23 protein-coding genes, 1 tRNA gene and 1 pseudogene are annotated in these 26,357 nt (G+C 72.8%); 15 read left to right on the forward strand and 10 right to left on the reverse strand.

The window, feature by feature from the left end; genetic code table 11:
- Positions 1-47: 47 nt before the first annotated feature.
- From ACFZDC_RS33560 to ACFZDC_RS33570, 3 genes are all read right to left on the reverse strand, one after another.
- A complete protein-coding gene (locus ACFZDC_RS33560) occupies positions 48-488 on the reverse strand; it encodes a VOC family protein (protein ID WP_391329713.1) in 441 nt (146 codons plus the stop codon).
- A gap of 451 nt (positions 489-939) precedes the next feature.
- Positions 940-1,803 (reverse strand): hypothetical protein, encoded by an 864-nt coding sequence (locus tag ACFZDC_RS33565; protein ID WP_391329715.1) that lies wholly within the window; start codon positions 1,801-1,803, stop codon positions 940-942.
- 112 nt (positions 1,804-1,915) lie between these two features.
- Positions 1,916-2,917 carry a hypothetical protein gene (locus tag ACFZDC_RS33570; RefSeq protein WP_391329717.1) on the reverse strand — a complete coding sequence of 334 codons (1,002 nt, stop codon included), beginning with the start codon at positions 2,915-2,917 and terminating at the stop codon, positions 1,916-1,918.
- A 288-nt stretch (positions 2,918-3,205) separates the two neighbouring features.
- On the opposite strand from ACFZDC_RS33570, the gene ACFZDC_RS33575 reads away from it, so the two are divergent.
- The 3 genes from ACFZDC_RS33575 (at position 3,206) to ACFZDC_RS33585 (ending at position 5,542) form a co-directional block, all read left to right on the forward strand.
- Positions 3,206-3,991, forward strand: coding sequence for a phosphotransferase (locus tag ACFZDC_RS33575; protein WP_391329719.1), 786 nt, complete (start codon positions 3,206-3,208; stop codon positions 3,989-3,991).
- 183 nt (positions 3,992-4,174) lie between these two features.
- Positions 4,175-4,759: a hypothetical protein gene (locus ACFZDC_RS33580; RefSeq protein ID WP_391329721.1), complete on the forward strand. Its 585-nt coding sequence runs from the start codon at positions 4,175-4,177 to the stop codon at positions 4,757-4,759.
- Positions 4,760-4,870: 111 nt separating this feature from the next.
- A complete protein-coding gene (locus tag ACFZDC_RS33585; protein WP_391329723.1) occupies positions 4,871-5,542 on the forward strand; it encodes a class F sortase in 672 nt (223 codons plus the stop codon).
- A gap of 24 nt (positions 5,543-5,566) precedes the next feature.
- On the opposite strand, the gene ACFZDC_RS33590 is transcribed toward ACFZDC_RS33585, so the two are convergent.
- Together ACFZDC_RS33590 and ACFZDC_RS33595 are read right to left on the reverse strand one after the other, a co-directional pair.
- On the reverse strand, positions 5,567-6,754 hold the full coding sequence (locus ACFZDC_RS33590) for a GDSL-type esterase/lipase family protein (protein ID WP_391329725.1): 1,188 nt from the start codon (positions 6,752-6,754) through the stop codon (positions 5,567-5,569).
- Between the two features lie 41 nt (positions 6,755-6,795).
- Complete coding sequence (locus tag ACFZDC_RS33595; protein ID WP_391329727.1) at positions 6,796-7,365, reverse strand: WHG domain-containing protein; 570 nt, start codon at positions 7,363-7,365, stop codon at positions 6,796-6,798.
- Positions 7,366-7,625: 260 nt separating this feature from the next.
- Here ACFZDC_RS33595 and ACFZDC_RS33600 point away from each other — a divergent pair, with 260 nt between their 5' ends.
- Entirely contained in the window at positions 7,626-8,588 is a 963-nt protein-coding gene (locus ACFZDC_RS33600; protein WP_391329729.1) for a LysR substrate-binding domain-containing protein, read from the forward strand.
- Positions 8,589-8,771: 183 nt separating this feature from the next.
- Positions 8,772-10,709 (forward strand): collagenase, encoded by a 1,938-nt coding sequence (locus tag ACFZDC_RS33605; RefSeq protein WP_391329731.1) that lies wholly within the window; start codon positions 8,772-8,774, stop codon positions 10,707-10,709.
- A 73-nt stretch (positions 10,710-10,782) separates the two neighbouring features.
- Here ACFZDC_RS33605 and ACFZDC_RS33610 read toward each other — a convergent pair whose 3' ends face one another.
- The gene (locus ACFZDC_RS33610; RefSeq protein ID WP_391329733.1) at positions 10,783-12,228 is read right to left on the reverse strand and encodes a glyceraldehyde-3-phosphate dehydrogenase; all 1,446 of its coding nucleotides are present in this window, start codon (positions 12,226-12,228) and stop codon (positions 10,783-10,785) included.
- Between the two features lie 184 nt (positions 12,229-12,412).
- Here ACFZDC_RS33610 and ACFZDC_RS33615 point away from each other — a divergent pair, with 184 nt between their 5' ends.
- The 6 genes and pseudogenes from ACFZDC_RS33615 to ACFZDC_RS33640 all read left to right on the forward strand — a co-directional run.
- Entirely contained in the window at positions 12,413-13,621 is a 1,209-nt protein-coding gene (locus ACFZDC_RS33615) for a hypothetical protein (protein ID WP_391329735.1), read from the forward strand.
- 159 nt (positions 13,622-13,780) lie between these two features.
- Entirely contained in the window at positions 13,781-14,473 is a 693-nt protein-coding gene (locus ACFZDC_RS33620) for an alpha/beta fold hydrolase (RefSeq protein ID WP_391329737.1), read from the forward strand.
- Between the two features lie 88 nt (positions 14,474-14,561).
- Positions 14,562-14,882, forward strand: coding sequence for a hypothetical protein (locus tag ACFZDC_RS33625; RefSeq protein ID WP_391329740.1), 321 nt, complete (start codon positions 14,562-14,564; stop codon positions 14,880-14,882).
- Positions 14,866-15,165, forward strand: a complete 300-nt coding sequence (locus ACFZDC_RS33630; protein ID WP_391329867.1) for an MASE1 domain-containing protein — start codon at positions 14,866-14,868, stop codon at positions 15,163-15,165. The genes ACFZDC_RS33625 and ACFZDC_RS33630 overlap by 17 nt, the downstream gene beginning before the upstream one ends.
- A 270-nt stretch (positions 15,166-15,435) precedes the next feature.
- Positions 15,436-16,824, forward strand: a complete 1,389-nt coding sequence (selA, locus tag ACFZDC_RS33635; RefSeq protein WP_391329742.1) for an L-seryl-tRNA(Sec) selenium transferase — start codon at positions 15,436-15,438, stop codon at positions 16,822-16,824.
- Positions 16,825-16,829: 5 nt separating this feature from the next.
- Positions 16,830-18,599, forward strand: a pseudogene (locus ACFZDC_RS33640) (SelB C-terminal domain-containing protein); the annotation flags it as partial.
- A gap of 8 nt (positions 18,600-18,607) precedes the next feature.
- Here ACFZDC_RS33640 and ACFZDC_RS33645 read toward each other — a convergent pair.
- Positions 18,608-18,700 (reverse strand) — tRNA-Sec (locus tag ACFZDC_RS33645).
- 35 nt (positions 18,701-18,735) lie between these two features.
- On the opposite strand from ACFZDC_RS33645, the gene selD reads away from it, so the two are divergent.
- Positions 18,736-19,749 carry a selenide, water dikinase SelD gene (gene selD, locus ACFZDC_RS33650; protein WP_391329744.1) on the forward strand — a complete coding sequence of 338 codons (1,014 nt, stop codon included), beginning with the start codon at positions 18,736-18,738 and terminating at the stop codon, positions 19,747-19,749.
- A 6-nt stretch (positions 19,750-19,755) separates the two neighbouring features.
- Here selD and fdh read toward each other — a convergent pair whose 3' ends face one another.
- Positions 19,756-23,025: a formate dehydrogenase gene (fdh, locus tag ACFZDC_RS33655; protein ID WP_391329746.1), complete on the reverse strand. Its 3,270-nt coding sequence runs from the start codon at positions 23,023-23,025 to the stop codon at positions 19,756-19,758.
- 271 nt (positions 23,026-23,296) lie between these two features.
- Here fdh and ACFZDC_RS33660 point away from each other — a divergent pair, with 271 nt between their 5' ends.
- Genes ACFZDC_RS33660 through ACFZDC_RS33670 form a run of 3 tightly spaced genes read left to right on the forward strand, consistent with a single transcriptional unit; the run spans position 23,297 to position 24,230 of the window.
- Positions 23,297-23,560, forward strand: coding sequence for a hypothetical protein (locus ACFZDC_RS33660; protein WP_391329748.1), 264 nt, complete (start codon positions 23,297-23,299; stop codon positions 23,558-23,560).
- A gap of 50 nt (positions 23,561-23,610) precedes the next feature.
- On the forward strand, positions 23,611-24,027 hold the full coding sequence (locus tag ACFZDC_RS33665; RefSeq protein WP_391329750.1) for an HAD family hydrolase: 417 nt from the start codon (positions 23,611-23,613) through the stop codon (positions 24,025-24,027).
- Between the two features lie 17 nt (positions 24,028-24,044).
- On the forward strand, positions 24,045-24,230 hold the full coding sequence (locus tag ACFZDC_RS33670; RefSeq protein ID WP_391329753.1) for a hypothetical protein: 186 nt from the start codon (positions 24,045-24,047) through the stop codon (positions 24,228-24,230).
- 4 nt (positions 24,231-24,234) lie between these two features.
- On the opposite strand, the gene nrfD is transcribed toward ACFZDC_RS33670, so the two are convergent.
- Together nrfD and ACFZDC_RS33680 are read right to left on the reverse strand one after the other, a co-directional pair.
- Positions 24,235-25,254, reverse strand: a complete 1,020-nt coding sequence (gene nrfD, locus ACFZDC_RS33675) for an NrfD/PsrC family molybdoenzyme membrane anchor subunit (RefSeq protein ID WP_391329755.1) — start codon at positions 25,252-25,254, stop codon at positions 24,235-24,237.
- Complete coding sequence (locus ACFZDC_RS33680; protein WP_391329757.1) at positions 25,251-26,276, reverse strand: 4Fe-4S dicluster domain-containing protein; 1,026 nt, start codon at positions 26,274-26,276, stop codon at positions 25,251-25,253. The genes nrfD and ACFZDC_RS33680 overlap by 4 nt, the downstream gene beginning before the upstream one ends.
- Positions 26,277-26,357: the final 81 nt, after the last annotated feature.

Below are 26,357 nucleotides of genomic sequence, written 5' to 3' on the forward strand. Positions count from 1 at the left end.
TCATTCATCCAGCAGATGACTGCTCGCAGGTCGGCTGCGAAGGGCCGTTAGCTGATCTGTTCGGCCAGGGCGAGGATGATGCCTGAGGGGCCGCGGAGGTAGCAGAGGCGGTAGATGTCCTTGTACCGCGCCACCTCGCCGAGCAGTTCGGCGCCATGGGGGCGCAGGCGGGCGATGGTGTCGTCGATGTCGTCCACAGCGAACATGACCCGGTGCAGGCCCAGCGTGTTCGGTGGCGGGTTGTGCGATCCGTCGCCGATCGCCGCGGGGGTGTGGTACTGCGCGAGCTCCAGCTTGCCGTGGCCGTCCGGGGTCCGCATCATCGCGATGTCGCTGCGGACTCCGTCGAGTCCGACGGCCTGATCCGCGAAGAGGCCCTCGATCTGCGCCTCGCCGTCGACCTCCATGCCCAGTTCGGTGAAGAAGGCGACTGCGGCGTCCAGGTCTTCGACCACGATGCCGACATTGTCCATCCGCTGAAGCGTCATGACGGTTCTCCCTCTGCGTTGCGCGGCACTTTGAGGCCACCGGTATACCGAGGAACGCAGCCGGCGGCCCGTTCTCGACACCCGTAAAGGAGCTGAGTTCCGCGGACCCGCTTCTGGTCCCGCCCTCGGGTGCCCCCATCACCGAAAGGGAACCCGCCGATACACGACAGAGACGGAGCCCTCTATCGGGCACCCGAAGGAGACACCCCGGAGAGTCACCGCCCAGCCCTGGGTCCCCGGCCGCGCGCGGCCGGATCGCCCTCGAGGTCCTGCTGGACCGCCTGCCGGACCTCGCGCTCGCCGTGCCCTCCAGCCAACTGGTGTGGCGCACCGGCTTCATGAAGCGGATCCCCGAGCGGCCGCCGGTGACCTGGTGGCCGCAGGCCGTCCGTACGTCCCGTACGGAGTCCCCGGCCCGGCACCCGGGCGGGGACGCCGACGTACCTGGCCGTCACGGGCCGGCGACGTGCCGTCCGGTCAGTCCCACCGGGTTGCCGGACGGCAGCAGCCCCGAGTCCACGACGGTGCGGGCCAGCGGCTCCAACAGGTCGGCCAGTCGTGCGGTGCGTTCCGCGCCGAGCACGGTCCACGGGCGCTCGGCCGCCGCGTCGGTCCGTGTCTCGACGAACGCGCGCCCGGCCACGCCCGCGCGGGTCAGAGATCCGTGCTCGGTGAGGAAGCCGCGCTCACGCAGGGCCGCCTCGGCAGCCGCCCAGTCCTCCGCCGCCCACGTGCGGGTCTCCCGCAGGAACGGTCCGTCGGACTCCCCGGCGGCCGCCTTGAGCACCATGGCCTCCACCGGTCCCAGTCCCAGGCTCACCAGGACCGCGACATGCCCGTCGCCCCGGTGCTCGCGCAGGGTCGTCAGGGCCTGCCACAGCCGTACCGCCGGCCGCTCCGGCCGCTCCAGGGCCTGGTTGGCGGCGGCCAGCACCCGTCCCGCCGTGTCCGCGCCGGCCGCCGCCTCCCACGCGAGATCGGCCGCCTCGGCAAGCTCGGCGGACTCCACCACGTCCGCCCCGAACAGACCGGTCATCGCCGCGTCCATGGCCGCCCACCGGGCCGCCAGCACATCCGCCGGCGCCGCGTACCCCCAGGCGTCGGGCAGCGCACGGGCCACTCGGGAGGGGTGGAAGACATAGAAACAACCCGTCACCACGGACGGGGACACCGCGCCGAGCGGGGCCGCCCGCAGCGCGAAATACCCCATCCAGAAGCCGCGCATCCCGAGCCCGTCCGCGGTCCGTCGCGCCTCGGGCGTGAAGTACACGAGATCGTGCACCGGCTCGAACCGCTCCCACATCTGCCGTGCCATCCCGCCCGCCACTCGGTCCTCCCACCACGTCGGCCAGTGACGACCAGCCTGCGCTATGACGGCGGTCATAACAAGGGGTGCGGCCGGACTCCCGGCCTGGCGCGCCCCGGCATCATCCGGTAGCGATCCGGACGCGCCCGATGGCATTGCCGAACAGCTCCGTGAACCATACGGTTCGACGGGGCCCCGCCGTGATGCGGAACGGCGGCACCTTGTCGGCGTCGCCCGGCACCGGGAGCGTGGTGATCCCGCCGTTCGGGCCGACCCGCCCGATCCGTCCGGCCTGGTCGGCGTACCACACGTGCCCGTCCGGCCCCCGCGTGATGCCGCTCGCGCCGCCGTCCGGATCGGGCAGCGGAAACCGGGTGACCCGGCCGGTGGCGGTGATCAGGCCGATCGAGTTCGAGCCGGACGCGGTGAACCACATGCCGCCGGGCCCGGCGACGATGTCGTCGGGGAAGCGGGAGTCGCCGGGCAGCGGGAACTCGGTGATCCGGCCGGTGACGCCGATCCTCCCGATCCTCCCGGCGAGCAGCTCGGTGAACCACAGGCCGCCATCCGGTCCCGCGGCGATGGAGTAGGGCGAGGCGCTCAGGGTGGGCAGCGGGTACTCGGTGACCCGGCCGGTGGTGGTGATGCGGCCGATCCTGTTGCCGTTCTGTTCGGTGAACCACAGGGCACCGTCGGGTCCGGGCGCGATCCCGGCCGGGAAGCTGTCCGCCGTCGGCACCGGGAACTCCCTGAGCCGGCCGGAGGTGGTGATCCGGCCGATCCTGTTCGCCTTCCCCTCGGTGAACCACAGCGCCCGGTCGGGGCCCGGGGTGATGTCGAGGGGGAAGCTGTCCGGGCTCGAGGTGGGGAAGTCGGTGACCTTGCCTCCAGCGCTGATCCGCCCGATGCGGCCGACTCCCGACCCCGCGAACCACAGCGCGCCGTCCGGTCCGGCGGTGATGCCGGCGGGGAGAGTGTCGGCCGTGGTGGTGATCGGATACTCCGTCACACGGCCGATGTCGGCCCCCGCCGGGGCGGCCACGGCGGTGATCCCGATCAGGGCACCCAGGGACGTCGCAAGGAGGCGGCGGGTTCCGCGTCCGATCAGGGCTGCGCTGGGCACGGTACGGCCCCTTCCCGGCGGGGCGAGGGACGCGGGCGCCGCCGTGATGTGATGGCTCGTCGGATTCAGGCTATGGGTGCCCGCCCGGTCGTACGGCCGAATCCGCCCGGAAGAGGGACGCCGGCTGCGCCCGACGGGAGGATGCCCCTGGACAGTCACCGGAAGGAGCATCGCCTTGCACATCGACGAGTCGCTCGTACGGTCCCTGCTGCGGGAACAGCATCCGGACCTCGCCGCGTACGCACCGCGCCCGGTGCAGGGCGGCTGGGACAATCAACTGTCGTGGCTATGCGAGGGGTTGGCGGAACGGCTGCCGCATACGTCGCGCGCCCCGGCCTCCTGCGCAAGGAGGGGCAGTGGCTGCCCCTGCTGGCCCCGCGCCTGCCCCTGCCGGTCCCGGTCCCGACGCGGGCCGGCGAAACCTCGGCGTGCTTCCCGCAGCCGTGGGCCGTGGTGAGGTGGGTCCCGGGAGACCCCGGCGACCGTACCCCGGTCACCCGGGGCGAGCACGCCGCCGAGCGGCTCGCCGGGTTCCTTCGGGCGCTGCCCGCCGAAGCGCCCGCCGAAGCCCCGACAACCCCGCACGCGCCGTACCCCTCTCCCTCCACGAGGACCGATTCGAGGGGAGTCTCCGTGACCCGGCGGACCCTGACCGACGCGGACGCCACCGACGCGCGCGCGGTCTGGGAGGAGGCGGTGGCGGCGCCCGGCCGGCAGGGGCCACGGACCTGGCTGCACGGCGACCTCCACCCGGCCCATGTCCTCGTCGCGGACGGCACCTTCACCGGCGTCATCGACTTCGGTGACCTGTGCGCCGGCGACCCGGCGATCGACCTGGCGGCCGGCTGGGTGCTTCTCCCGGAGGGCGCACGCCCGCGCTTCTTCCGGGCGTACGCGCGGATCGACGCGGCGACCATCCGGCGTGCACGCGGCTGGGCCGTTCGGCAGAGCCTCGTCCTCATGCGCATCGGCCGGGCGGGCGAACGCGGACTACCCGGCGGAAAGCCGACCTGGGGGCCCGCGGGGCGGGCGGCGCTCGGCCGGGCGCCGGCCGACTGGCGTGCCGCCGGGTGAAGCGCTCTGGCCCGGACGGGGGGTGCTTCGGCGTGTCGCTGGGACAGACGGGTGGAGCGATGACCCGGCTGGGCGGCCCGGATGGTGCGCGGCTACCGCCTGACTGACGGTGGTTCATGTCGAGGCCGGGTCCATCCAGCTGATGCCGTATCCGCTGCCCGGCCACGGCGGAAGGACCTCGACATGCGTTCTGCCCGCATCCTCCTCGCCACCGCGGCCGCCACCGCCGCCGTCTGCTTCGCCACGCCCGGGGCCGCCTTCGCCGTACCGGCCGGGGGCGACTGGGGCCGTGACGACTCCTCCTACAGCAGGGACCATGACAGCGGCTCCGACCGCGATCGCGACAAGGGTTCCGACAGCGACCACGACAAGGGCTCCGGCAAGGAGCACGACGACTACAGCACGGACCACGACAAGCGGCGGGGCCGCGACGAGCCGCGCGGCGGAATGCACACGGGCGGCGGTGCCCTCGCGGCCGTGCGGGGCGGCGACTCGAGCTCGAACCGCGACGACGGCCGGTTCGACCTCGAGAGCTACCGCGACAAGGACAAGGACACGGAGAAGGACAAGGGCGGCGGCCGCGGCAGCGGCCGCGACAAGGACGAGTGGGGCGGCGACGACCACGAGAAGCCCCGCGGCGGCATGCACACCGGAGGCGGCGCCCTCGCCACGCCCGGTGTCACCGCGGGCGGCCTGGCCGTGCTCGCCGTCGGCGCCACGGGTATGTACGCGCTGCGCCGCAAGAAGGCCGCCGCGCCGGCGTCCTGACCGCGCTCCCGCCTTCCCGGGGACCGGCCGCCGTCGGCCCACACGGTGCCGGCGGCCCGCGCCTCCCGAGCCCCGATCCCCGTGCTGCCGTGCCGAGTGAGGTGGTGTCCGATGGCAGCAGATCCCCCCTCCCCGCCCCCCGCCGAGCCGGCGACGGACGAGCAGCGGTCCGGCCGTGGCGGGCGGCTGACCCTGTGGGGTGTGGCGATCGTCTTCCTGGCCGTCAGCCTGTTCGGCGGCCATCACGGGTCGAACGACGCCCCGGTCGTCCCGCGTGCCTCGGGCGCGACCAGCGCCGTGCGGCCCGCCACGCCCGAGAGCATCGAGCCGCTGCCCCGGTCCGTGCCGACCCGGCTCCTCATCCCGAAGATCTCCGTGGACGCGCCCTTCGCGGAGCTCTCCATCGGCGCCACCGGTCAACTCGAGCCCCCGCCGGCCGACAACACCAATCTGGTCGGCTGGTACGCCAAGGGTGCCTCGCCCGGCGAGGCCGGCACCTCGATCATCGCCGGGCACGTCGACACGGTGACCTCGGCCGCCGTCTTCGCCAACCTCGGTGAACTCGAGCGGGGAGACCGGTTCTCCGTGGACCGGGCCGACGGGCGCACCGCGGACTTCGTCGTGGACGACACGGAGACCTTCGCCAAGGACGACTTCCCGAGCAAGCGCGTGTACGCCGACACGGACCGCCCCGAGGTCCGGCTGATCACCTGCGCGGGGGACTACGACCACTCGGTGCGGGACTACACCGACAACCTGGTGGTCTTCGCCCACCTCGTGTGAGGCCCGTGCCGACCGGTAGGAGGGTCAGACCGCGCGGTCGGCGAAGGGGCCGCCGGGGGCGAAGGCCAGCGCGGCGAAGCGTTCCCCCATCCGGCGGTGCGTGGCGGCGTCCGGGTGGAGGTCGTCGGGCAGCGGCAGTTCGGCGACGTCGGCCTCCCCGTAGAGGTCGCGGCCGTCGAGGTGGTGCAGGTGCGGGTCCTCGGCGGCCCGCTGCCGCACGATCCGGGCCAGCTCCTCCCGGACGACATGGAGGGTGAGCTTTCCGCTCGCCCGTTCCGCCGGATCGCCGGCGGCCCGGAACCGCAGCCGCCCGGCGCTCAGGGCGGTGAGGTCCGGGACGCTGGGGCCGGGCGTGTCCTCATGGATGGGGCACAGGATCGGCGAGACCACGAGCAGCGGCGTGTCGGGGTGGCCCTCGCGGACGGTGTCGAGGAAGCCGTGGACGGCGGGCCCGAACGCGCGCAGCCGCATCAGGTCGGTGTTGACCAGGTTGATGCCGAGCTTGACGCTGATCAGGTCGGCGGGCGTGTCGCGCAGCGTGCGCGCGGTGAACGGATCGAGGAGGGCACTGCCGCCCAGACCGAGGTTGATCAGCTCCACCCCACCGAGCGAGGCGGCGAGCGCCGGCCAGGTGGTGGTGGGGCTCGCGGCATCGGAGCCGTGGCTGATCGAACTGCCGTGGTGCAGCCACACCTTGCGGCCCCGGTCCGGCACCGGTTCGACGGGCGCGTCGGTGCGCAGGGCGACCAGTTCGGTGGTCTCGTTGTGGGGCAGCCAGATCTCGACGTCCTTCACCCCGCCCGGAAGCCCGGTGAAGCGCACGGTGCCGACCGGACCGGGCCGCTGCCCGGCGGTGCCGGTGGCCATGTCGATCGTCAGGGTGTTGCCGCCGGTGACGCAGGCACTGCCGGCCGGGCGTCCGTCGACGAGCAGGTCGTACCGGCCGTCCGGGCGGGGCGGGGCACCGACGTACACCCGCTTGGTCGGCAGTGTGTCGAGCTCGACTGCGGTGGCGCGGGTCCGGAAGACCACGCGGACGCCGGAGGGCTGGGACTCCGCCAAGTGCAGTTGCGGGTCTGCGCACTGGGCGCGGGCCCGGGCCGGCAGCCGGTGCGGGAGCAGCCCGTGTCCGGTGCGTTCCAGGTCGAGGGCGCCGCGAATGAGGTCGGCGGTGAGCGGAGTGGTGGTCCACTCGTACGGGGTGGAGGGCATCGTGCGCGCCTGTCGGTCGGAGGGGGAAGCCGAGGGGAGGGTCAGGGCGTCGGCCAGGCGCGCAACAGCGCGTCGAGGGCGTCCAGGATCCGGGTCCACGACTCCTGCGAGTCGGGGGAGCTGTGGCTGAAGCCACCGGCCGTCTCCAGGCTCACGTAGCCGTGGAAGACGCTGCCGAGCAGCCGGACGGCGTGGGTCTGGTCGGGTTCGGTCAGGTCGTAGCCGCGCAGGATCGCCCGGGTCATCTGCGCGTGCCGGCCGCCGGCGCTCGCGGCGGCCGTCCGAGGGTCCAGCCGGAACTGTGCCGCCGCGTATCGACCGGGGTGCTCCCGGGCGTAGTCGCGGTAGACGTTCGCGAAGGCCAGGAGGGCGTCCTTGCCGGCCCGGCCGGCCAGCGCATCGGCGGCGCGGTCGGCCAGTTCCTCCAGCGCGAGCAGGGCGATCCTGGTTTTCAGGTCCTGGGAGCTCTTCAGGTGCGAGTACAGGCTCGCGACCTTGACGTCGAACCGCCGGGCCAGTGCCGACACCGTGACCTGGTCGAAGCCGACCTCGTCGGCCAGCTCCGCCCCCGCCCGGACCAGACGTTCCGTGGTCAGTCCCGCTCGCACCATGAGCTTCCTTCCGTTTGCCAGAAGGGATTATGTATCTGCCTAAGGATTTTAGGCAAAAGGAAAAGAGATGTAGCTGGGAAGGAGAGGGAGCCCGGTTCGGAACGTAGTGGCCGGGGTCGCGACTTGTGCGCGCGACGGTGCGATGGAACGCTTCCGTCCGCCGGTCCCGACCACGGCCGGCCGTCGCTGTGAGCACCGGTTTCCCGGGAGACGGACAATCTCCGGAAGACCGGCCGTGGTAGGGAACGGGGAGTGGACCGGTGGAGTTGGAGCTTCGGCACCTGCGGGTGCTGTGCGCGATCGCCGACGCGGGCAGCGTGGGCCGCGCCGCCGCGCACCTCGGGTACTCGCAACCCGCCGTGAGCACCCAGCTCAGGCGCATCGAGCGCCATCTGGGCGAGCCTCTCTTCGAACGGAGCACGAGCGGAGTGCGGCCCACCCGGTACGGCACGGAGGTCGTCGCCCAGGCCCGGGACGTCCTGGCCCGCGCCGACGCCATCGGGCACCGCCCGGCCTCCGCCCGGCCCCGCCGTACCCTGCGCGTGGCCTCGACCAACTCGCCCATGCTCTCGGGCACGGTGTCCCGCGTCCGCACCCGGCTGCCGGAACTGTCCCTCACCGTGACCAGCGTCTACGCCTCCTCGCGGATCGTCGAGCTGCTGGAGGAGGGCGCGGTGGACGCGGCCATAGCCGCCGACTACCCGGGCATGGAACTACGGCACTCGACCGCCGTGAAACACCGCGGAATCGTCACCGAGCCGACGTTCGTGGCCCTGCCCTCCCGCCACCGTCTGCGCCAGTGCGCCCAGGTGCACCTGGCCGATCTGGCCGAGGACGAGTGGTTCGTGACCCCGGACGACGGCGCCGGCTGGCCCGGGGTGTTCTACGACGCCTGCGCGGCGGCCGGGTTCACCCCGGTCGCCGCGCACGAGTTCCTCGGCGACCGGACACAGCTGCAGAGCATGATCGCCGACGGCCTCGGTGTGTCCCTGGTGCAGCCGACGCTGCGCCCGATCCCGCACGTCGCGATCAAGCCGCTGGCCGGCTCGCCGCTGTGGTGCCGCTATGTGCTGGCCTGGCGGCCCGGCACCATCACCGACGACGTCGTGGAGACGCTCGTACAGTCGGCCACCGCCGCCTACCGCGATCTCGTCGCCCAGGCACCGCACTTGAGGACCTGGGCATCCCGCACGTGGAACATCGCCGGAACCCAGGTGCATTGATCGCCGGCCGGGCGGGAGGCCGGCGACAGGGCCTGGGCGGCTGTCGCCGGAGCATCCGGATGTTATGAGCCGGCAGTGCCATGTGCTATGTCACACACCATTGTTGGCGCGGGTGCGCGCTGAGACAGTGCCACTCCCGCCTCAACACCCCACCGAGGCGCATCCCTTCGTGGAGGAACCCAGATGCGCTACCGCCTCGCGCTGCCCAGACGCATGGCCGGCGCCGCCGCCGTCTGCGTCACCGTGGCCGGCCTGCTGTCGACACCGGCGCTCGCCTCACCCCAGCCGTCGGCCGGTACGACCGCCCGCCCGCCCGGGAAGCACACCCCCGCGCCGCCGCCCGCCGGCCCGGCCACCGGTGCCACCGAACGGCCCGCGGCCCAGGCGAGGAAGCTCAGCCCTGCCCAACTCCCTCCCCAGGCACCGCCGTTCACTCGCCGCATGGAGAGCGCCCCGCCCGGTGCGGCGAAGGCGGCCCCCTGCACTCCGGCCGATTTCGGCAGCCGCACCGGATCCGCCCTCGTCGCGGTCGTGAGGACCTCCACCACGGACTGCGTGAACACCCTCTTCTCGGTCACCGGCAAGGACGCGCACGACGTCTTCCGCCAGTCCCAGATGCTGACCGTGGCGAGCGCGTTCAAGAACACGGCCGGGCAGTACCGCGGCGACAACTCCGGCAGTCTCCACCAGCTGGTGCTGTTCCTGCGCGCCGGCTACTACGTGCAGTTCAACCACTCCGATGACGTGGGCCCGTACACCTCCCGGCTCACCGCCGCCGTCACGGCCGGCCTCGACACCTTCTTCGCCCGCTCCCACTCCCGTGACGTCAGCGTGGCCAACGGCGACCTCCTCGGCGAGACCGTCATCCTCACCGACAGCGCCGACCAGCAGGGCCGCTACCTGTACGTCTACCAGCGGCTGCTGAACGACTACGACAGCTCCTACGACTCCGTCGACAGCATGATCAGGGCCGTCAACGACGTCTACACGCCCCTGTGGCGCGGCAACTGGAACCCGGAGTACGTGCGGGCGGTCGACGGCGACCCGCGCATCATCGACACCCTGTACGACTTCGCGCTGGCCAACACCGATCAGCTCGGCACGAGTCTGGCCTTCCTGGACTCCAACGCCGGGATGAACCTGGCCCGTTACGTCGAGCACCCGGAACTGCAGGAAACGGTTCGCCCGTTGACCAGGGACCTGCTGGACGAGACCGGGATCACCGGTCCGACGGCCGGACTCTGGGTGGCCGTGGCGACGCAGGCGAACTATTACGACAACGCCAACTGCTCGTACTACGACGTCTGCAACCTGCCGGACAAGCTCACCAGGGCCGTCCTGCCCACCGTCCACCACTGCGATGCGAACGTCACCGTCCGCGCCCAGTCCCTGACCGCCGCCGATCTCGACGCCGCCTGCGCGAGCGTCCTCCACCAGGGCGCCTACTTCCGCTCGTTCGTGCAGACGGACGGCCCGATACCCGGCCAGTACGTCTCCACCATCCAGCTCGTGGTCTTCGCCGGCCGGGCCGACTACCAGACCTACGGCGGCGCCATCTACGGCATCAGCACCGACAACGGCGGTATGACGCTCACCGGCGACCCCTCCGACCCGTCCAACCAACCGACGTCGATCATGTACCAAAAGGACTACGACGACGGTTTCGTGGCCCGGATCTGGAACCTCAACCACGAGTACACACACTTCCTCGACGGCCGCGACGACATGAAGGGCGACTTCACCCAGCAGATCTCGGTACCGGACGTGTGGTGGATCGAGGGCCTCGCCGAGTACGTGTCCTACGGCTACCGGGGTCTCGCCGACGAGCAGGCGATCCAGGAGGCCGGCAAGCACACGTACCGGCTGAGCACCCTGTTCGAGAACACCTACGACAACAGCGACGTGACCCGGACGTACCCGTGGGGCTACCTCGCCGTGCGCTACATGGCCGAGCGGCACCCCGACGACATCCACCGCATGCTCGCCCGCTTCCGCGCCGGTGACTACACCGGCGGATACGCCGTCTACCACGACGGCATCGGCACCCGCTACGACGCCGACTTCGACCGGTGGCTCACGGCGTGCGCCGCGGGCGCCTGCGCCGGGCCGGCGAAGGCCTGACCCTACGCGCCCGAGCAGAACGGCCGCCGACCGGAACCCCGGTCGGCGGCCGCACGCCGTTGCCGTTCTTGCCTCAGACCGCCGTCGACGGGTACGTCGGGTACTCGACGCCCGAGACGTGCTGGACGACCCGGACCACCTGGCAGGAGTAGCCGAACTCGTTGTCGTACCAGAGGTAGAGGATCGCGTTGTCGCCGTCGACCTTGAGGGCGCCGGCGTCCACGATGGAGGCGTGGCGCGAGCCGATGAAGTCGCTGGAGACCGCGTCGGGCGCCGTGATGAAGTCGATCTGGCGCTTGAGCGGCGAGGTCAGCGAGACCTCGCGCAGGTAGTCGTGGACCTCCTCGCGGGTGGCCTCGCGCGCCAGCTGCAGGTTGAGGATCGCGATCGAGACGTCCGGCACCGGGACGCGGATCGAGCTGCCGCTGATCTTCGCCTTCAGGTCGGGCAGCGCCTTGGCGACGGCGGAGGCGGCACCGGTCTCGGTGATCACCATGTTGAGCGGCGCGGAGCGGCCACGGCGCTCGGAATTGTGGTAATTGTCCAGCAGGTTCTGGTCGTTGGTGAACGAGTGGACGGTCTCCACGTGGCCGCGCAGCACACCGTACTCGTCGTCCATGGCCTTCAGCGGCGGGACGATGGCGTTGGTGGTGCAGGAGGCGCAGGACAGGATCTGCTCGTCCGGCTTGACGGTGTCGTGGTTGACGCCGTGCACGATGTTCGGGACGTCGCCCTTGCCCGGCGCGGTCAGCACGACCTTCTCGATGCCGGGGCGCAGGTGCTTGGACAGGCCCTCGCGGTCGCGCCACTTGCCGGTGTTGTCGATGAGGATGGCGTCCCGGATGCCGTACTCGGTGTAGTCGACGAACGACGGGTCGTCGGCGTAGATCACCTTGATCGCGTTGCCGTTGGCCACGATCGTGCTGCTGTCCTCGTCCACGGTGATCGTTCCCTGGAACTGACCGTGGATGGAGTCGCGGCGCAGCAGCGAGGCGCGCTTGATGATGTCCTGGGCACCGCCGCCGCGCACGACGATGGCGCGCAGGCGCAGGCCGTTGCCGGAGCCGGCCTTCTCGATCAGCAGACGGGCGACGAGTCGGCCGATGCGGCCGAAGCCGTACAGCACGACGTCGCGCGGCTCGCGGCGCTCGATCTTGTTGGCGCCCGTGGCGCCGGCGACGGCCTCGGCGGTGAACTCCGCCACGCTCAGACCGCGGTCGTCGGCCTGGTACAGGGTGGCCAGCATGCCGAGGTCGATCTGGGAGGGCCCGAGGTCGAGGGTGGTCAGGGCCTGCAGGAACGGCATGGTCTCGGTGACCGACAGCTCCGCACCGGCGATCTGCCGGGCGAAGCGGTGCGTCTTGAGGATACTGACCACCGACTTGTTCACCAAGGAGCGGCTGTGCAGCAGGATGGTCACGTCCCGCTCGCGGTGCAGCTTCCCGATGAGCGGGATCATCGATTCCGCGATCTCCTCGCGGATCATCCAGTTGGCGAACGAGTCGTCGTTGACAGTCACAGATCCATCTTTCGAGCTAGGCAGCGCTCATATGGTAACCACACTGCCGCTTCGCTCCTCGTGGGGGTCCTCCTCGGCAACGGACGGAGTGAGGGTTCACCCCGATTCCTGAATCAGGGTGGAAGACCGTAAGAAACCCGGGTCGCGGTTTGCATGCCCTCAACGGCGTGACCAAGGTCGGAGGGTGAGCACGTCCTCCGTACCCCGGCCCGAGCCGGCCGCCCCGTCCCGTCCCTTCCGCCGCCCCTCACTGCCGCTGATCACCCGGCACCGGATCCCGGACGGGGCCCTGCCGGCTCTCGCGCTGTTCGCGGCCGTCCGGCTCGCCGGAGTCGCCGTCGTCATCGTCGTCAACCACCTCACCGGACACCCACTCGTCAGGAACCTGGCCCACTCCTGGGACTCCCGCTGGTACCTGCACATCGCCACGCATGGATACGGACACCTCATCTGGATCACCCGAGCCGGCCGGGTGCAGGCCGACTGGGCGTTCTTTCCGCTCTATCCGGGACTCGTCCGCGCCCTGACCACGGTCCTCCCGCTCTCCCCGGGCCAGGCCGGGCTGCTGATCGCCTGGGCCGCCGCGGGTGTGGCCGCGTACGGCGTCTACGTCCTCGGCCACCACCTCCACGGGCGTGCCGTCGCCACCGCCCTGGTCGGCCTGTGGGCGGTGCTGCCGCACGCCGTCGAGCTGACCATCGCCTACACCGAGTCCCTCTTCGCCGCCCTCGCCGTCTGGTCCCTGTACTGCGTACTCAAGGGCCGCTGGCTGTGGGCCGGTTCGCTGGCCGCGCTGGCGGGCCTGTCCAGGCCGACCGGGTTCGCGGTGGCGGCGGCCGTCGGCCTCGCCGCCGCGCAGGAGGTGCTGCGGCGGCGCGGCCGGGTACCGGCGGCGCTGTGGGCGGGCGCCCTCATGGCCCCGCTGGGCTGGCTCGGCTATGTGCTCTGGGTGGGGCAGCAGACCGGCGACCTGCTGGGCGGTTACTTCAGGGTGCAGAGCGCGTGGGACTCGCGCTTCGACTTCGGCGCCGGCGCCCTGCGCTTCCTCAGGGCGCTGCTCCTGTACGGCGGCGGCTTCGTCTACCCGGCGGCCCTGCTGATCGTCCTGACCGGTGTCGTACTCTTCGGGCTGCTCTGTCTGGACCGCGCCCCGCTGGTCCTGGTGGTGTTCGCGGGGGTGCTGGTGCTGCTCGTGGTCGGCGGCTCCGGTTCGTTCTCGTCCAAGCCGCGTTTCCTGCTGCCGGTCTTCCCCCTGCTGATCCCTCCGGCGCGTGCCTTCGCCCGCACCTGGCGGTTACGCCCGGCCCACGCGCTGCTGGTCGGCGGCGCCCTGGCCGTCGTGTCCCTGCTGTACGGCGCCTATGTGGTCGTGGTGGCCCACTCTCCCCTGTGAGCCGCATCGGCCGGCGGTCGTACCTCGTGCGCGCCGTCGGCTCGCAGGAGCAAGCGCAGCTCTTCGCGGGCAAGTTGGACCGATCGGTGCCCGACACGGCTGGATCCGGAGTCGGTTACTGAAAGGATTCCGCAGAGTACGGACCAGAGAGGCGTGTTGATGAAGCTGCACACCTGCGAGTGGGGGACGGGGGACCGGATCGCCGTCCTCGTTCACGGGATCATGTCCGACCACAGGACCTGGCGCCGGGTCGCACCGGCCCTGGCGGACAAGGGCTACCGGGTCATCGGTGTGGATCTGCGCGGACACGGCGCGAGCGGACGGGGCGAGTACGGCGCCGAGATCTGGGCCGACGATCTGGTGGAAACGCTGCCCAAAGGCCCGGAGTTGGCCATCGGGCACTCGCTCGGCGCCATGGCACTGGCCCTCGCCGCCGAGCGGCTGGCACCGGGCCGCGCCGTCTACTGCGACCCCGCCTGGGAGCCGGTCGCGAACGTCACCGCGGTCGCCTCCGCCTTCGCGGACTTCAAGAACACGCCCCGCGCGATGATCGCCGGCTTCAACCCGCGGTGGGACGAGGCGGACGTCGACGTGGAGCTGGCCACGCTCGCAGCCTGGGACCCCGAAACCGCCCACGCCCTCCCCGACGTCTACGCGGTCAGCAGGACCCCGACGCGCCCGATGGTGCCCTCACTGGTAGTGCTGGCCGACTCCAGCGCTCTCGTGTCCCCCGACCTCGCGGCGCGGCTGGCGCAGAGGGGCTTCGAAATCCGCACCGTCCCGGGGGCCGGGCACACCCTCTACCGGGACGACTTTGAGGGGTTCATGACAGCCTTGGATGGATGGATCTGAGACCGGGCGGCTCGAGGGTGTTCGCCCGGCCGCTGTGCGAAGACGCCGAATCGGGGTAGGCGTGGTGACGCCCGAGGAAAGGATCGTCATGACGACCTACGTCATCACTGTGCCCGGTACCTTCACCACGGGAGTCGGGGCCGACACCCGAGCGGTGCTGAGCCGGGCGCTCAGGCCGGCCGATCCGCACACCACGCGGATGGGCAGCAGCGAGGACCTGGACGTGCTGAGCGTCAACGAGGACAACACCTTCACCCTCCGCCTGACCGTCGAGGCGGACACCGGACCGCACGCCGAGGAGGCGGCCCGCCGGCTCGCGGACTCGGCCCTGCGCGGCGCGGGGCTGGACGAGAGGACGGCACCGCTAGGGCCCGCGGTGATCACCGGCATCGATTCGGACGTCGGCTGACGGGGGACCTGCGGACGCGCACCCCTGGGGCGGGTCAGCGGCCTGCTGTGTCGTACCGCTCGCCGCCTACAGCTCGATCAGCCTGCTCTTCCTCGTCTATCCGCTCATCATCTGGGCCGCCCCGCGTTTCCAGGTCGCGGGCGGCATGCTCTGCGCGCTGCTCACCTCCGTGCTGGCCACCGTCGCCGCGACGGACCGGGTCGGGGCCTTCGACGGACTGAGCCGGATCGAGGTCATGGCGAAGCTCCAGGAACAGCCGGCGAGGCACCGCCGCCCCGGCTGATGCCCTTCGTCTCGCCGCCCCGCTCGTCACCGCCCGGCTGCACGCCCGGCGCCGCCCGGTTTCCCGATGGCCGACCGCCGGTCGGGCCGTACCGGCCGGGGATGCCCGACGGCAGGTGCGGGTGGGCAGTTGCACGTGGGCCTCGGCCTCGCTGCTGGAACCCGCTCCGGCTCACCCCGGTACGGCGTGTCGAACGGCCGGCCGGGGGCACTGGGAGACGATGGGTGGTGCCGTAGCGGCACACGGCCGGGCCGGAGAAACAGGGGCGGCATGGAACAGCGCGTGGCAGCGGGAAGGGAAGGCCGGGACACCGCGCCGGCCGGGCACGACCCCGGCGATCCCGCGGGGCACCCGGGCGCGGACGCACGCCGTCGGATCCCGCGGACCGACGCGCTGCTGCGCGAGCCCCGGCTGGCCGCGGCGGCGGACCGGCTGGGCGAGCGCCTGGTCAAGGGTGCGATCCGGCAGGCACAGCAGGAGGCACGTGCCGGAGCCGTCGCGCCCGAGCACGTGGCGGACACGGCGGTCGCGCTGCTGCCCGGCACGGCCGGCGGACTCCGCCCGGTGATCAACGCCACCGGTGTGCTGCTGCACACCAATCTCGGCCGGGCGCCGCTGTCGGCAGCGGCCCGGCACGCCGTGGCGGCGGCCGCCGGCCCCACGGACGTCGAACTCGACCTGGCGGGCGGAGCACGGGCCCGCCGAGGCCGCTCCGCCCTCGCCGCGCTCCGCGACCGGGTGCCCTCGGCCGGTGGCGCGCACGTCGTCAACAACGGTGCCGCCGCGCTCGTGCTGGCCGCCACCGCCCTCGCAGCCGGCCGGGAGATCGTCATCAGCCGTGGCGAGATGGTCGAGATCGGGGACGGCTTCCGCCTGCCCGACCTGCTCGTCTCCACCGGCGCACGGCTCCGCGAGGTCGGCACGACCAACCGGACCGCCACCGCCGACTACGCCGCCGCGATCGGCCCCGACACCGGCTTCGTACTGAAGGTGCACCCCTCCAACTTCCGCATCACCGGCTTCACCCGCGCCGCCGAGGTCGGCGAGCTGGCCGGGCTGGGCGTCCCCGTCGTCGTCGACATCGGCTCCGGACTGCTCGCCCCGCACCCGGCACTGCCCGAGGAACCGGACGCCGACACCCAGCTGCGCGCCGGTGCCGCCCTGGTCACCGCGAGCGGCGACAAGCTGCTCGGCGGGCCCCAGTGCGGGCTCATGCTGGGCCGGGAGGACCTGATCCGCGCCCTGGCCCGGCATCCCCTGGCCCGCGCCCTGCGCGTCGACAAACTCACCCTGGCCGCCCTGGAGGCCACGCTCACCGGACCGCCCACCCCGACCGATGCCGCGCTCGCCACCGACCCGGCCCGGCTCCGGGAACGCGCCGACGGGCTCGCCACCGCCCTGACGGCGGACGGCATGGACGCCCGCGCCGTCACCAGCACCGCCACCGTCGGCGGGGGAGGCGCACCCGGAGTCACGCTGCCCAGTGCCGCGCTGTCCCTGCCGGAGCCGTACGCCCCGGCGCTGCGCATCGGCCGGACCCCCGTGGTCGGCCGACTGGAGGCCGGGCGCTGCCTGCTCGACCTGCGAGCCGTCCCGCCCGAGGACGACGAGCGGCTGGCCGAGGCCGTCCGGGCGGCCCGCCAGGCCGTGGAAAGGTAGGCGGCATGCGGGTCCTCGCCACCGCCGGCCACGTCGACCACGGCAAGTCCGCCCTGGTACGGGCGCTCACCGGCATGGAGCCCGACCGCTACGAGGAGGAGCGCCGCCGGGGACTGACCCTCGACCTCGGCTTCGTGTGGACCACACTCGGCCCGGACGGCGAACACCTCGCCTTCGTGGACGTACCGGGGCACGAGCGGTTCGTCGCCACCATGCTGGCCGGTGTCGGGCCCGTGCCCGCCGTGCTGTTCGTGGTCGCCGCCGACCAGGGCTGGCAGCCCCAGTCGCAGGAACACCTGGCCGTCCTCGACGCGCTCGGCGTCCGGCACGCCGTCCTCGCGGTGACCCGCAGCGACCTGGCCGACCCCGAACCCGTGCGCGCGGACGCCGTCGAGCGCCTGGCCGCCACCTCGCTGGGAAAGGTGCCGTCCGTCGCGGTGAGCGCGGTCACCGGCCACGGCCTTGACGAGCTGCGTCGTGAACTCGCCCTGCTCGCTGCCGAGTTGCCCGTCCCCGATGCCGAAGCCGACGTACGGCTGTGGCTCGACCGGGCGTTCACCGTACGCGGCCACGGCACCGTGGTGACCGGCACTCTCGGCGCGGGCACCCTGCGCGTCGGCGACCGGCTGGTGACCGGCGAGGGGCCGGCCGTCCTGCGGGTGCGCGGACTGCAGAGCCTGCAGGAGGAGCGGACGGAGGTGAGCGGGGTGGCCCGGGTGGCCGTCAACGTGCACGGACCGGGGGACGGCGGCCTGCGGCGCGGGCAGGTGCTGCTGACCCCGGACCGCTGGTTGCTCACCGACCTGGTCGACGTCCGGGTCGCCGGAGAGCCGGTCGCCGACCTGCCCCGCTCCGTCACCCTGCACATCGGCACGGCGGCCGTCCCGGTGACCGTCCGCCCGCTCGGCGAGGACACCGCCCGGCTCACCCTGAACCGGGCGCTGCCCCTGCGGATCGGCGACCGCGCGGTGCTGCGCGAGCCCGGCGGCAGCCGCATGCCCTGTGGTGTCACCGTCCTCGACGTACGGCCGCCCCGGCTGACCCGGCGCGGCGCCGGCCGGGCCCGCGCGGCCGAGCTGGCCGGGATGACCGGCCGCCCCGACGGCGCCGCCGAGCTGCGCCGCCGCCGGCTGATCCGCCGGGCCGACCTGCTGGCCATGGGCGCCCGGCCCCCCGCCGAGCCCGTCGCCGGAGACTGGCTGGCCGACGAGAGGTACTGGACGGCCCTGCGGGACCGGTTGGCCCGCGAGGTCGAGCGGCACGCCCGTGAACACCCCCTGGAGCCCGGACTGCCCGCCGAGGCGGCCCGCCGTCTGCTGGGCCTGCCCGACCGCGCCCTGGTGGACGCGCTCGCCCGGACCCCGCCACCACTGCGCAGTCGGCAGGGCCGGTTGTACGCGGGGGACACCCTCCGGCCCACCCTGCCCCCGCCCGTCCGGGCCGCCGTGGACGCCGTCCGCCGGGACCTGGCGCGTACGCCGTTCCGCGCGCCCGAGGCCGACCGGCTGACCCGACTGGGCCTCACCCGCAAGGCGTTGGCCGCTGCCGTGTCCGCCGGTGCCCTGCTGCGGATCACCGACGGCATCGTGCTGCTGCCCGGCGCGGACACCCAGGCCGCCGCCGTACTGTGCCGGCTGCCGCAGCCGTTCACCCTGAGCGAGGCACGGCTGGCGCTGGACACCACGCGCCGCGTGGCCGTACCGCTGCTGGAGCACCTCGACGCCCAGGGATACACGGAACGCGTCGACGACCAGCGCCGCCGCTGCCGGCCCGATCCCGGGAGCGGAGGCGGACGGGAATCGAACCCGCCTGCCCGAGATCCTCGGGCACCTCGGTTTTGAAGACCGGGAGGGCCACCAGGCACCCACACGCCTCCACCGCTCGCCCAGGCTAGTGCCCCAGGAGACAGGTATGACACCGACCCGCCAGGCCTCCGTACGCCTCACGCAGTTCGCCCACGGCGGCGGCTGCGCCTGCAAGATTCCGCCCGGCGAGCTGGAGGAGGTGGTCAGCGGGCTGGGCGCGCCGCTGACCGGCGGCGACACCCCGCTGCTGGTGGGCCTCGCCACCGGCGACGACGCGGCCGTCGTCACGCTCCCCGGGCAGGCGGGCACGGCCGTCGTGTGCACCGCCGACTTCTTCACGCCCGTCGTCGATGATCCGTACGACTGGGGACGCATCGCCGCCGCCAACGCCCTGTCCGACGTGTACGCGATGGGCGGCCGGCCCGTTCTCGCGGTCAACCTGCTCGCCTGGCCCCGCGACCGGCTCCCCTTCGACCTGGCCCGCGAGGTGCTGCGCGGCGGCCTCGACATCGCCACCGAGGCGGGCTGCCACGTCGGCGGCGGCCACAGCGTCGACGACCCAGAACCGAAGTACGGCATGGCCGTCACCGGCCTCGCCGACCCCGGACGGCTGCTGCGCAACGACGCGGGCCGGCCCGGTCTGCCGCTCTCGCTGACCAAACCGCTCGGCCTCGGGGTACTGAACAACCGGCACAAGGCCACGGGGGAGTGGTTCGAACAGGCCGTCGCCACGATGACGGCCCTGAACCGGGACGCCTCCGCCGCCGCCCTGGCCGCCGGGGCCACCTGCGCCACCGACATCACCGGCTTCGGCCTCCTCGGCCATCTGCACAAGCTCGCCCGCGCGTCCGACGTGACCGCCGTGATCGACACCGCAGCCGTGCCCTACCTGGACGGCGCCCGGGAGGCCGTACGGGACGGGTACGTCAGCGGCGGCACCCGGCGCAATCTGGAGTGGGTCGCGCCGTTCACCGACTTCGGGAGCACGGACGCGGACACGCGGCTGCTGCTGGCCGACGCCCAGACCTCGGGTGGGCTCCTCGTGGCCGGAGAGGTGCCCGGGGCGCCGGTGATCGGGGAACTGGTGCCGCGCGGGGCTCACTCGATCGTGCTCGCGTAGGCCCGCTCACAGCTCGGTCCCGGTGTGCGCGTCGATGCCCGCCCTGGCCCGGTACGCCCGTACCAGCGCCAGTGACGCCGGGCCCCGCGGCCGGCGGCCCGGGCGGATGTCGACGGCGATCGCCTTCGTCTCCTGGATGTGGGTGTTGGGGTCCAGGGACAGGTGCATCAGCTCGTTGGCCGCGTCCCCGGTGCTGTAGCCGTTCGGACCCCAGTGGTAGGGCAGGCCCACCTGGTGCAGGGTCCGCCCCTGCACCCTCAGCGGTGCCATCCGGTCGGTGACCAGCACCCGCGCCTCGATCACCGCACGGGCGCTGACGATCGTCGCCCAGCCCGTGTGCTCCAGGCCCCGCTCGGCCGCCAGCTCCGGGGACACCTCGCAGAAGAACTCCGGCTGCAGTTCCGCGAGGTACGGCTGCCAGCGGGACATGCCGCCCGCGGTGTGGTGCTCGGTGAGCCGGTAGGTGGTGGCCACGTACGGGAACACCTCCGAGCCGGGCTCGGTGCCGCTCGGCTGATAGCGGTTGTCGGGGTGCGGGGGCATCAAGTGCCGTACGGGGTTGCGCTGTCGCGAGTACAGCAGGTTCGGGAACGGGGAGTCCTGCGGCTCGTAGTGCGTCGGCAGCGGTCCGTCCGTGAGCCCGGACGGCACGTACAGCCAGGCCTTGCCGTCGGCCTGCATGATGAACGGGTCCTGCCCCGACAGGGCCTCCGGTCCGGTCGCGTCCCGCGCCGGCTCGTGATCCGGCGCCTTGTCCTTCTTGAAGTCGGGGACGTCGTGTCCGGACCAAGAGCCCTGCTCACCCTTGTCCGGGTCCCACCACACCAGCGCCTTCCGCTCGCTCCACGGCCTGCCCTCCGGGTCCGCCGAGGCGCGGTTGTACAGGATGCGGCGGTTGGCCGGCCAGGCCCACGCCCACTCGGCCGCCACCCAGTTCTGCTCCCGTCCCGGCTTGCGGCGGGCGGCCTGGTTGACGCCGCCGGCATAGACACCGCAGTAGATCCAGCAGCCGCACGCGGTCGAGCCGTCGCCTTTCAGCTGCTCGTAGGAGGAGAGCGGACTGCCGTCGGCGTCATGGCCGTTGACCTCGGCGAGCACGGCCTCCGCGTCCGGTTCCGCGAGCCGGCCCTTCGTCGGGTAGTCCCAGGCGAGGTCGAGCACCGGCCGGTCCATCTCGTCGGCGGAGCCGGCCAGCTTCTCCCGGATGATCCGCCCGAGGTGGTACGTGAACCACAGGTCGCTGCGCGCCTGGCCGGGCGGCTCGACCGCCTGGTGGTGCCACTGCAGCAGCCGTTGGGTGTTGGTGAAGCTGCCGTCCTTCTCGGTGTGCGCGGCGGCCGGCAGGAAGAACACCTCGGTGCGGATGTCCTCGGTGCGCAGCTCGCCGGTCTCGATCTCGGGGCCGTCCTTCCACCAGGTCGCCGACTCGATCAGGGAGAAGTCCCGGACGACCAGCCAGTCCAGGTTGGCCATGCCGAGGCGCATGAGCTTGGAGTTGGCGTTGCCGACCGCCGGGTTCTCGCCGACGAGGAAGTAGCCCTTGCAGGTGCCTTCCAGCTGGGCCATCGTCGTCTCGTACGTGGAGTGCGAGCCGGTCAGCCGCGGCAGGTAGTCGAAGCAGAAGTCGTTCTCCGCCGTCGCCGCGTCACCCCAGTACGCCTTGAGCAGGCTCACCAGATAGGCGCGCATGTTGCCCCAGTAGCCCTTGTGCGCGGCCTCGGCGTCGACGAAGGCGTCCAGGTCCTGGTTCTGGTGCGCGTGCGGCATCGGGATGTAGCCGGGCAGCAGGTTGAACAGGGTCGGGATGTCCGTGGAGCCCTGGATCGAGGCGTGCCCGCGCAGGGCGAGGATGCCGCCGCCCGGGCGGCCGATGTTGCCGAGCAGCGTCTGCAGCACGGCGGCCGTCCGGATGTACTGGACGCCCACCGTGTGCTGCGTCCAGCCGACCGCGTAGGCGAAGGCCGTCGTCCGCTCGCGCCCGGAGTTCTCCGTGACCAGCTCGCACACCTGCCGGAACAGGTCCTCGGGCACCCCGCAGATCTGCTCCACCAGTTCGGGCGTGTAGCGGGCGTAGTGCCGCTTCAGCACCTGGAAGACGCAGCGCGGATGGGTGAGCGACTCGTCCCGCTCGGGCTCGCCCTCGCCGATCACCGCACCGCCGGAGCCGTGGGCCTCGCCGCGCGCCGCCTCGGTCACCGAACTGCCGCCGCCGGTGCGCACCTCGTACTCCTGGTCGCGCTCGCCCGAGGGCGCCTGCACCTCGGTGCCCTCGTACTGCCAGCTGCTGTTGTCGTAGCTGCGGGTCTCGGGGTCCAGGCCGGAGAAGACGCCGTCCAGGTCCTCGGTGTCGCGGAAGTCCTCCCGCAGGATCACCGGCGCGTTGCTGTACGCCACCACGTAGTCCCGGAAGTACTTCTCCCGCTGCAGGACGTAGTTGACGATCCCGCCGAGGAACGCGATGTCAGAGCCCGCGCGCAGCGGCACGTGCACGTCCGCGAGCGCGCTGGTCCGTGTGAACCGCGGATCGACATGGATCACCTTCGCGCCGCGAGCCTTGGCCTCCATCACCCACTGGAACCCGACCGGGTGGCACTCGGCCATGTTCGAGCCCTGGATGACGATGCAGTCGGCGTTCTGCAGGTCCTGCTGGAAGGTGGTCGCGCCGCCGCGTCCGAACGAGGTTCCCAGACCGGGAACGGTGGAGGAGTGTCAAACGCGCGCCTGGTTCTCGGTCTGGATCGCTCCCAGCGCGGTGAACAGCTTCTTGATCAGGTAGTTCTCTTCGTTGTCGAGCGTCGCCCCGCCCAGGCTGGCGATACCGAGCGTGCGCCGGGTGCGGGTCTCGTCGACCTCCCACTCCCAGCCGGCCCGGCGCGCCTCGATCACCCGGTCGGCGATCATGTCCATCGCCGTGTCCAGGTCCAGACGCTCCCACTCGGTGCCGTGCGGCCTGCGGTACAGGACCTGGTGCTCGCGGGCGTTCCCGGTGGTCAGCTGGAGGCTCGCCGCGCCCTTGGGACACAGCCGGCCGCGCGAGATCGGGGAGTCGGGATCGCCCTCGATCTGGGTGACCTTGCCGTCCTGGACGTACACGTTCTGCCCGCAGCCCACCGCGCAGTAGGGGCAGACGGACTTCACCACCCGGTCGGCCGTGGTGACCCGGGGCTCGAGTCGCGCGCTACGCCCGCTCTTGGCGGCGGCTCCCCGCCCCAGCGGGTCCGTCCCGGTGAGCTGGCGGTAGACCGGCCAGGAGTCGATCCAGGTGCGCACACCCACGACTCGCTCCTCCCGCTCGGTTCCTCGACTCTCGCGCAGCGCGCGGCCACGGCATCTCCGGCCCTGGTGTGCCGCGGGGTACCCCCGCACGGTCCGGTCAAACGGCGGCGGCCAGGAAGGAGTCCGCGCCGACGGGGGAATCCGGCGGCGCGGTGTGTCGGCGCACGGACCGGACGCCATGCCCGTAATGTCCGGGTGGTCACGGTCCCGAGCGATGTGGCGGGAGCGATCGCATGATGGCCAGGAGCGTCGGGGCGAAGGTGGCGGCGCGATGAGGCGGCGTCACGTCCTCGGGACCGTGTTCACCGTCGAGGCGGTCATCGCCGGCCTCGTTCTCGTCGCCGTTCTCGCCGTGGTGACGTACGCGCTGGTACGCCGACGTGCCCAGGCCTCGGAGCAGGCCGAACGGCCCCGCCTGGAGGCCCACTACGTCGGTGTCCTGACCGCCTTCGCCCGGCATGGGCGTCTACCTGGTGTCGCTCCAGGGCGTGAGCCGGCCCTCTCCGCCCAGGGCGGTGATGCACGTGCCCGGTGACGGCCCCCGCCCGCGCGTCGTCGTGTTCGACGTCAACGAAACGCTCACCGGTGTCCGCGCTCGCGGCCCGGCTCGAGCACGTCGGCCTGCCCGGCCCTCTCCTGCCGGCCTGGTTCGCCGGGGTGCTGCGCGACGGCGTGGCCCTGACCCTGGCCGGCGGCCACGCCTCGTTCGCCGCCGTCGCCCGGGACGGACTGCGCACGCTCGCGGCCCGGGCGGGCCTCGCGGCCGACGGGGAGGAGGCCGCGGAGTACGTGCTCGGCGGCCCGCCCGAACTGCCCCTGCACCCGGACGTCCCCGACGGCGTACGGGCCCTGCGAGCGGCCCGGTACCGCCTGGTGACCCTGACCAACGGCTCGGCCGCCACCACCCGCGCGGTGCTGGACCGCGTCGGCCTGACCGACTGCTTCGAGGCCCATCTGGACGTCGAGGGCGTGGGCCGCTGGAAGCCGGCGCGCGAGGCCTAATCCATGCCCTGGACACCGTGGGTGTGCCGTCCCGGAAGGTGCTGCTGGTCTCCGTGCACCCCTGGGACGTCGACGGCGCCGCCCGGGCGGGCCTGGCCACCGCCTGGCTGCACCAGACACCCGAGCCCTATCCACAGGCCACGCACCCGGCCGACCGGTCCGCGACCGGAGTGGTGGACCTGGCGGGGCAACTGGGCGCCTGAGCCCTCAACGGCCGCGCGCCGCCAGCCGTTCCCGCTGCGGCACGACCGTGTACTTCGGGTCCTCGGCCGAGGCCACCCCGGCGTGGAACACGCCGAAGCGCAGGACCGCCGAACCGGAGAGCAGCGCGGCACCGGCCGCCGCGGCGAGCCGCCGGTCGCGCAGCCGTCCCGACAGGACCGCCAGCGCGGCACCGCCCGCCGTCAGGGCCTCCGCCGCCCGGAGCAGCCTGTGCGGCCTGCCCCGCTCGTAGGGCTCGGCGGCCAGGCCCATGCGGTCCTTCATCACCTGGAAGGCCCCCAGTTCCAGCGCGGCGCCCCCTACGGCCATGCGGCGCGCGGGACCCGCCTGGCCGACCGGGGCGGCGGCCAGCGCGAGACCGGCCGCCGCGGTGGCACCGGATCCCGCGAAGACGAACGGCAGCTCCCGGTACCCCTCGTGCCAGGAGGGCACCGCCGTGTCCGAGATCAGGACCGCGGTGTACGTCGCCACGGCCGGGCCGAGGACGGCGGCGCCCGCGGTGGCGGCCGAGCCCACGCGCCGGTGGCGGCCCGCGACATCCGCGGTCGCGGCGGCCAGTGCGAGCGGGGCGTACCCGGCCAGCAGCCACGAGCCGACGCTCATCGGAGAGGTGGGCTTGAGGACCCGGAGCATGTTCACGAAGCGGGCCGGGCGGCCCAGGTCATGGACGAGCGCCACCAGGGAGAGGGAGATCGCCCCGGCGGCGCCCAGCTTCGCCGGCCGGCCCAGCGCCGGCCGCCCGGTGAGGTCGGCCCCCACGGCCAGCAGCGAGGACGCCCCCGCCAGACCACCGAGGTACAGGTAGCCGGCGATGTCCAGGGGCTTCCACGTCGGCTTGTTCAGGACCGGCTTGCCGTAGTACGACGAGAACTCCGCGTCCGGGACCATCGGCCGCTCGCCCCGGCCGCGACGGCGTCGCCGGCGCCCGGCACGGGCCCCGGTGGGCGCCTCGCGTCCCGGCCGCTCGCCCTGCACACCGTTCCGGGTGACGTCCGATCCGCTCATCGCGGCCTCCTCACGAAACTGGCGACGGCGAGCGCGCCGAGTGAGACGGCGGCCAGCGCCGCCTGCCGCCACATGGCGGGCAGGTCCCGGGTGGTGACCACCGGGTCCGGGGGCAGGCCGTAGACCTCCGGCTCGTCCAGCAGCAGGAAGAACGCCCCGTCGCCGCCGACCCCGTCCTGCGGGCTCTCGCCGTAGAGCAGGGCGTCGGTCACCCCGGACGCGTGCAGCTGCGCCACCCGGGCAGCCGCCCGCTCGCGCAGCTCCTCCAGGGGACCGAACTGGATCGAGTCCGTGGGGCAGGACTTGGCGCAGGCCGGCTCCATGCCGACGCCCAGCCGGTCGTAGCACAGGGTGCACTTCCACACCCGGCCGTCGTCCTTGCGCTGGTCGATGACACCGTACGGGCAGGCGGGCACGCAGTAGCCGCAGCCGTTGCAGACGTCCTCCTGGACGACGACCGTTCCGAACTCGGTGCGGAACAGCGCGCCCGTGGGGCACACGTCCAGGCAGGCCGCGTGCGTGCAGTGCTTGCACACGTCCGAGGACATCAGCCAGCGCAGCTCGGTCCTGCCGTCCGGGGACACCGGCGAGATCTCCCCGGCCGGGGCGCCCGCGGGGGCAGCGCCGGGCGGGGGAGTGGTGGCTCCCGGGCCGGGCGGGGCCGCACCGGTGCCGAGCCGGGAGGCGGCGGCGAACACGTCCACGTCCTCGTGGCCGACACCGGGCTCCTGCCCGCCGAACGGCTTGCGCTGCTCGATGAAGGCCACGTGGCGCCAGGTGTCGGCGCCGAGCCCCTGCGTGTTGTCGTAGGACATGCCCGTCAGCTCCAGCCCGTCCTCCGGAATGGCGTTCCACTCCTTGCAGGCCACCTCGCAGGCCTTGCAGCCGATGCACACGGAGGTGTCGGTGAAGAAGCCCATCCTGGGCGGAGCGTCCGGGTAACCGGAGGCACCCGCCACGTCCGGCTGGGGGCCGAACAGAAGGTTGCCGTGGCCCGCCTTCGCCTCCTGGCCGCCGCTCATGCCGTACCCACCTCACTCACGACTCGTCGCCCCCCTCGGGTGCCTCGCCCGGCGCGGCCCGTACCCATGCCACGCGCCCGG

It is taken from the genome of Streptomyces sp. NPDC007905, from assembly GCF_042959345.1.
Classification (GTDB): domain Bacteria; phylum Actinomycetota; class Actinomycetes; order Streptomycetales; family Streptomycetaceae; genus Streptomyces.

Excerpts from the sequence above, each read along its gene's own strand:
- ACFZDC_RS33560 (WP_391329713.1), bottom strand. The coding sequence starts at position 488 with ATGACGCTTCAGCGGATGGACAATGTCGGCATCGTGGTCGAAGACCTG.
- ACFZDC_RS33565 (WP_391329715.1), bottom strand. The coding sequence starts at position 1,803 with ATGGCACGGCAGATGTGGGAGCGGTTCGAGCCGGTGCACGATCTCGTG.
- ACFZDC_RS33575 (WP_391329719.1), top strand. The coding sequence starts at position 3,206 with ATGCGAGGGGTTGGCGGAACGGCTGCCGCATACGTCGCGCGCCCCGGC.
- ACFZDC_RS33580 (WP_391329721.1), top strand. The coding sequence starts at position 4,175 with ATGCGTTCTGCCCGCATCCTCCTCGCCACCGCGGCCGCCACCGCCGCC.
- ACFZDC_RS33585 (WP_391329723.1), top strand. The coding sequence starts at position 4,871 with ATGGCAGCAGATCCCCCCTCCCCGCCCCCCGCCGAGCCGGCGACGGAC.
- ACFZDC_RS33590 (WP_391329725.1), bottom strand. The coding sequence starts at position 6,754 with ATGCCCTCCACCCCGTACGAGTGGACCACCACTCCGCTCACCGCCGAC.
- ACFZDC_RS33595 (WP_391329727.1), bottom strand. The coding sequence starts at position 7,365 with ATGGTGCGAGCGGGACTGACCACGGAACGTCTGGTCCGGGCGGGGGCG.
- ACFZDC_RS33605 (WP_391329731.1), top strand. The coding sequence starts at position 8,772 with ATGCGCTACCGCCTCGCGCTGCCCAGACGCATGGCCGGCGCCGCCGCC.
- ACFZDC_RS33620 (WP_391329737.1), top strand. The coding sequence starts at position 13,781 with ATGAAGCTGCACACCTGCGAGTGGGGGACGGGGGACCGGATCGCCGTC.
- ACFZDC_RS33625 (WP_391329740.1), top strand. The coding sequence starts at position 14,562 with ATGACGACCTACGTCATCACTGTGCCCGGTACCTTCACCACGGGAGTC.
- selA (WP_391329742.1), top strand. The coding sequence starts at position 15,436 with ATGGAACAGCGCGTGGCAGCGGGAAGGGAAGGCCGGGACACCGCGCCG.
- selD (WP_391329744.1), top strand. The coding sequence starts at position 18,736 with ATGACACCGACCCGCCAGGCCTCCGTACGCCTCACGCAGTTCGCCCAC.
- ACFZDC_RS33660 (WP_391329748.1), top strand. The coding sequence starts at position 23,297 with ATGAGGCGGCGTCACGTCCTCGGGACCGTGTTCACCGTCGAGGCGGTC.
- nrfD (WP_391329755.1), bottom strand. The coding sequence starts at position 25,254 with ATGAGCGGATCGGACGTCACCCGGAACGGTGTGCAGGGCGAGCGGCCG.
- ACFZDC_RS33680 (WP_391329757.1), bottom strand. The coding sequence starts at position 26,276 with ATGAGCGGCGGCCAGGAGGCGAAGGCGGGCCACGGCAACCTTCTGTTC.